The 5,828-nt window shown below is 49.3% G+C and carries 5 protein-coding genes; 1 reads left to right on the forward strand and 4 read right to left on the reverse strand.

Going from position 1 to position 5,828, the window contains the following annotated elements; translation table 11 throughout:
• Positions 1-467: TetR family transcriptional regulator C-terminal domain-containing protein (locus tag ACLR2L_RS18370; RefSeq protein ID WP_413370251.1), on the forward strand; the 467-nt coding region annotated here is incomplete at its 5' end.
• Positions 468-542: 75 nt separating this feature from the next.
• Here ACLR2L_RS18370 and ACLR2L_RS18375 read toward each other — a convergent pair.
• From ACLR2L_RS18375 to nagA, 4 genes are all read right to left on the reverse strand, one after another.
• On the reverse strand, positions 543-746 hold the full coding sequence (locus ACLR2L_RS18375; protein WP_413370253.1) for a hypothetical protein: 204 nt from the start codon (positions 744-746) through the stop codon (positions 543-545).
• A gap of 466 nt (positions 747-1,212) precedes the next feature.
• Positions 1,213-3,132 (reverse strand): methyl-accepting chemotaxis protein, encoded by a 1,920-nt coding sequence (locus tag ACLR2L_RS18380; protein WP_413370255.1) that lies wholly within the window; start codon positions 3,130-3,132, stop codon positions 1,213-1,215.
• A 186-nt stretch (positions 3,133-3,318) separates the two neighbouring features.
• Positions 3,319-4,632: a sugar MFS transporter gene (locus ACLR2L_RS18385; protein ID WP_413370257.1), complete on the reverse strand. Its 1,314-nt coding sequence runs from the start codon at positions 4,630-4,632 to the stop codon at positions 3,319-3,321.
• On the reverse strand, positions 4,629-5,759 hold the full coding sequence (gene nagA, locus ACLR2L_RS18390) for an N-acetylglucosamine-6-phosphate deacetylase (RefSeq protein WP_413370259.1): 1,131 nt from the start codon (positions 5,757-5,759) through the stop codon (positions 4,629-4,631). The genes ACLR2L_RS18385 and nagA overlap by 4 nt, the downstream gene beginning before the upstream one ends.
• Positions 5,760-5,828 lie beyond the last annotated feature (69 nt).

A 5,828-nucleotide genomic window follows, 5' to 3' on the forward strand; every position in this document is an offset into this window, starting at 1 on the left:
ACTTTTCCAGCAAGGAGCAGCTGTATCTCGATGTCATCAAGCACTTACTGGATGTGTGGCTAAAGCCCTTGCATCAATTCAGTGTTGAACAAAACGCCATCGATACCCTTACTAACTACATTAAAGTGAAGCTGGAAATGTCGCGGGACAATCCGGCTGAATCTAAATTGTTCTGTATGGAAGTAGTGCAGGGCGCACCGCTGCTGTTGAATGAGCTGGAATCGCCACTATGTAAACTGGTAGAAGAAAAAGCCAAGGTGATTCGCGCCTGGATCAGTCAGGGACAACTGGATGAAGTAGACCCGTATCATCTCATTTTCAGTATTTGGGCCATCACCCAGCATTATGCTGACTTTAGCGTGCAGGTAAAAGCTGTAACCGGGAAAGACCTGAATGACCCGGATTTTTTCCAGAGCACGCTTTCATCGGTTACACACATCATTTTGGGCAGCATTCGTCCGGAATAGCGAGTTGCTGTTTTAGTCTCGTCGTCCCGGAAGGTGCGAAGCACTTATCCGGGATCTTAAAGTAGCCTTAAGCTATCACGATCTGCCCGCTTCAACAGTTTTAGAAAGCTGGTCTATGCGTAATTTGCTTTCCAACTGCATTTGTAAAATATTGAATAGCAATGCCGTCATAAAATACGGTGACGTTAAGATCTGACCGTCATTAAATACTGAAATAGCAGTAAACATTAAACAGACAATGGTAATCAAGCCTGTCACAAAACGGGTGAGTTTAATCATTTTACTTATCCTTGAATTTAACAACGTCACCGATGAGCAGCGTTAAGTAAACGCTCATTAAAAAGGTATAACAACTGGCCCAAAGGATGGATATATCGAGAGTGGGTTAGCACAAGCCAAAGTACCTGATTCGAAACAGTGGGAGATGGTTGTTTTGATCTCACTGCCTGTTTGAGTAGGTCCCGGGTCAAGCCCGGGATGACGGAGATAGGATGTATCCACACAGTCGTCTCGGAAAGTGCGAAGCGCTTATCCCCATCCGTCGTCCCGGAAAGTGCGAAGCACTTATCCGGGATCTAAAGCAACAGAACAGGGTTGTTTAAATATCGCGGCCTGTTTGAGAGGATCCCGGAACAAGCCCGGGATGACGGAGAAAGGATGTATCCGCTCAGTCGTCGTCCCGGAGAGTGCGGAGCACTTATCCCCATCCGTCGTCCCGGAAAGTGCGAAGCACTTATCCGGGATCTTATAGCTTAAACTTGCTCACTTCGTCGTCGAGCTGCTTGGCAAGTTCTGCCATTGCCTTACTTGTTGCTACCATCTGCTTGGCCGAGCGCAGGTTATTGTCGCTGTTGTCGCTGATATCGTGAATATTGCGATTAATGTCTTCTACCACCACACTTTGCTCGTCGGTAGCAGTAGCAACTTGCGTATTAATGCCGTGAATAAGCTGAATATCGTCGGCAATTTCTTTTAACATGGCGTCAATTTGCATCGCCGCATCTACCACATCTGTCGTTTGCTTATTGCTGATCCGCATTTGCTCAACGGCGGCTTGCGATTCTTGTTTGAAGCTGTCTATTTTGCTCTGGATTTCTTCTGTTGAGGTCGCCGCGCGTTGCGCTAGTGTACGCACTTCATCTGCTACTACGGAGAAGCCGCGGCCGTGATCGCCAGCGCGTGCTGCTTCGATAGCGGCATTCAGTGCAAGCAGGTTAGTTTGGTCTGAAATGCCGCGAATGGTTTCTAAAATGCTTACAATGTCATCGGTATGCGCATCTAATGATTCAATTACGCCGGTCACGTTATTGATTTGTCCGGCAAGTTGATTAATGGTGTTTACGGCCTGTTGTGTAAATGCCTGGCCATTGGCAGAGGCACTGGCACTGTGGTTGGCGCTGCTAGCCGCATCATGTGCAGATTGGGCGATCTCGTTCACTGTACTGCCCATTTGATTTAATGCTGTTGCTACCTGCATGGTGCGGTCGCGTTGTTTTTCGCTATTGGATTCAGTGAGTGCAGACTGCTCAGCTACCTGTGCGGCTGACTGTCGAATTTGCACACTGGTTGCGGCAACGTTGGTTAATATGCCATGCAGGCTGGCAGTAAACTGGTTGAAACCTTCTACCAGTTTGCGGGTTTCTTTTTGTTCGGGTAGTGGTATACGCGTTGTTAAGTCACCCTGTCCATTACCCAATTGCGTAAATACACCCGCCAGGCTTTCCAGTGGCTTACTAATGCTGCCAGCGAACCAAACGCCTAACATGGCAAATCCCAGTGCAATGATAACAGACCAGGTGATCATCGACACACTGGCACTGTTCATTTCAGTATAGAGCTCGCTAACCGGAACCTGTGCGATGACATACCAGCCTGCGCTTGTTACATAGGTGCTGGCAAATAGCATGTCCTCACCCTCCACTTCACCGCGTATAAGGTTGAAGTCTTGCTTGGTAAGCAATGTGCTGGCAATGGCGCTGGTGGTAATGTCACGAAGATGCGATTTACCCAGCAAATCGGTATTGCTATGGGCATTGATTATGCCTTTTTCGTCGGCCATGAAAATGAAGCCACTTTCGGCAATTTTTACGCTGTTAAGTACGGTCATCAAGTCATCAACTGACTTGGCAACGCCGGACATGCCCCGTCCGTTTACCTGTTGGTAATTGGCAAATAGCCGATAACCTTGTCCTGTTTCGTTGTACAGGCTCAACGAAATCGGTTGGCCACTGTCTTTGTAGGCAAAAAACCAGCCGTCGTATTGATCGTTTTTCAATACGCGCAGAAAACCATCCTGATTCCAGTATTTGTGCGTTTGGCGATCGACAAAGGAGGTAACCGTAAGGTCGTTAAAACTTTTAAGCTGGCCCAGGTACTTTAGCAACTGCGCCTCGCCCGCTGGGTTCGCACCCGCCTGAGACCAGGCAATTACGTCGGGATTATTGGCAATGGAGTAAGCAACAGACTTCATCACTGCCACTTCTTTATCTACCCGGTTAGCAACCTGCTTAACCATATTGGGCAACTGCACTGATTCCATGTTCTGCTCAACTAATTGTCTGGCAATATACTGCTGGATAGTCCCGACCAACAGGGTAGATGCCAGTACGGCAATCACCAGAATAAATATTAATTTTTGTTTGATACTAAGGGATGCAAAACGCATGGGTACAACTCTTCTGTGCAACATTAAAAACCAGACCGAATGGTCCAATCTAAAAGGTCTTAGCGGCAGTTACAAGCGAATTGGCTGAAAAAATACCTGATGTTTATGGTGTGTGATAATGGTGTTAACGGGGTGTGTGAAATGCCCCTGAACAGTGCTTTTTTGCTGCTCAGGGGCATGGTTTTCTTACCAACTGCGCTTCTTATGGCCGTTCAAAGCGTAGTAGCAAATGAAGATATAGCAGGGCAGCATTACGGCGTAGGCTGATTGTGCGTCGAGTGTGTCAGACAACCCGCCATACACCAGTGGAAGGATAGCGCCACCGGCGATACCCATGATCAGAATCGCCGAACCTTTCGGGGTAAACTTGCCTAAGTCTGCAAGTGCCAGTGGCCACACCGTAGGCCATACCATCGCATTGGCTAGCCCCAGTAATGCAATCAAAGTAACGGTATCCGGCAGTGTTTGGATGCCTGTCCAGCCCCACAGCACAATGGATATCGTATGGGATTGGTCGGAACCCAGTATGATGCCCACCGTAAATACGACTCCCAATATACCGGACATCAGCATAGCTTTGGATTGGCTAATCAAGCGGGGAATACAAAATAGTCCCAGGAAGTAGCCAATCACCATGGCGGTCATAGTAAATGAGGTAAGCGATGTCGCATTAGCAACGCCCAGCGACGAGCCATATAACCCAATAGTGTCACCGGCAATCACTTCAACGCCCACGTAACAAAACAGGGTCATTGCGCCCAGCACCAAATGCGGGAACTGCAACACGCCATTGACTTGTGTGCTGTCGTTACTATCGTCACTCTCAAATTGTATATCCGGCAGATTCACGCGCATCAGGCCCAACGCCAGAATGCCCAGTGCGATAGCAATGCCTATATAAGGCTGAATTAGCTGACTCGACATCTCGTTTAACTGCGCAGCACGCTCCACCTCAGATAATTGGGCAAGGCTTACCTGACTCACATCGCTAAAGTTACCCAGCACCAAGGCCGTGAATAAAAGCGGCGCTAAGACGCCCGCGAATTTATTCAATAAGCCCATAAAGGCAATACGCGCTGCGGCACTGTCTTGTGAACCTAAGTGCACAATAAACGGGTTAGACGCGGTTTGCAGAATGGTGAGGCCGGAACCCACTACAAACTGGGCAATCAAAAACACTGCAAAGGTTTTACTAAGTGCAGCGGGCACAAACAATAAGCAGCCGATGGCAATCATGGCAAGCCCTAGCGACATGCCTTTCTTGTAACCGGTGACTTCCAGAATCTTTGCCATGGGTAATGCCATTACCACATAGGCAACATAAAAACAGAACGCAATGAATAGCGCCTCCATTTCACTGAGTTCACAGACCATTTGCAGGAAGGGAATAAGGGCTCCGTTTAACCAGGTGACAAACCCAAAGATAAAGAACAACAGGCCAATGGTGAGTATGGGCATCAGGCTTTGCATGCCTGTGCGCGGTAGGGTTTGTGTTGTCATGCTGTCGCTTCCTGTTCTGCGGCTACCGGCTTACCGTGCAGCCATATGTTGTTTATTGTTAAGTTATTATCCAGTAACAGTAAATTAGCTTGCTGACCAATGGCAATGCTACCCAGCGTATTCTGCAACGACATAAACTGCGCCGGCGACTGGCTGGCCATTTGGCTACACGCCGCCAGACTAAAGCCAAGGTCGCGATGGGTATTCAATACCGCCTGGTGCATGTCCAGGCATGAACCTGCGAGGGTACCGTCTGGCGTGGTCAGCTTGCCGCCGTGGCGGGTAATGGTGGTATCAAAAAAGGCCAGTTCATTCATATCGCAACCCACATGCGCCATGGCATCGGTAACCAGCATGATGTGCTGCGGGCCCTTTGCCTTAATAGCCAGTGCCGCACTTTGGGGGTGAACGTGGTGGTGATCCACTATCAGGCCACAATATGCCGCACTGTTTAGCGCGGCGCCGACCATGCCGGGTTCGCGCGACTGTAGGGCAGACATGGCATTGTATAAATGAGTAAAGCCGGTGGCACCGGCATCGAGCGCGGCCTGCGTTTGTTCAAATGTGGCGTTGCTGTGCCCCAGTGCGACTACTACGCCTTCCGCGGTTAATTCCTGTATAAAACCCAACGGCACATTGTCGGGCGCAACGGTAACAAGCACTCTGCCCAAATCCTTGCGGGTAAGAATAGCCAGCTCAGAGTCCTTTGGGGTGCGAATGTATTGAGCGTCATGCACACCCTTTTTCTTGGTATGAATAAAAGGTCCTTCGTAGTGCACGCCCACAATGTTGGGGTGTTTACGCTCAATGGCTTCGGCAATGGCATCGGCCGCTTTTGCCATCACTTGCTCACAATCGGTAATGAGGGTGGGGAGCAATGACGTGGTGCCGAATTGCAAATGGGCACGGGCTAATACATCCAGGCTATGGTAGTCGAGGTGCTGGTTAAACAGTACGCCACCGCCGCCATTGACCTGGGTGTCAACATAGCCGGGTAGCAGCGTTCCGGCAGTCACTGGTAAATCGCCTGCTTCATCAATATGCGTGATCACGCCCTGCTCAATGGTGATGGCGGCATTATTTAACATGCCTGCCGGGGTGATGACGCGTTCAACACATAGTTTCATGGTTATACCGTTTGAGTCACTTTGTTTAATCCAGGCGGTGCATCGGGGTTTAAGCCCATGTCGGCGGCC

The organism is Alteromonas sp. AMM-1, from assembly GCF_047290655.1.
In the GTDB taxonomy this organism is placed as follows: Bacteria; Pseudomonadota; Gammaproteobacteria; order Enterobacterales; family Alteromonadaceae; genus Alteromonas; species Alteromonas mangrovi.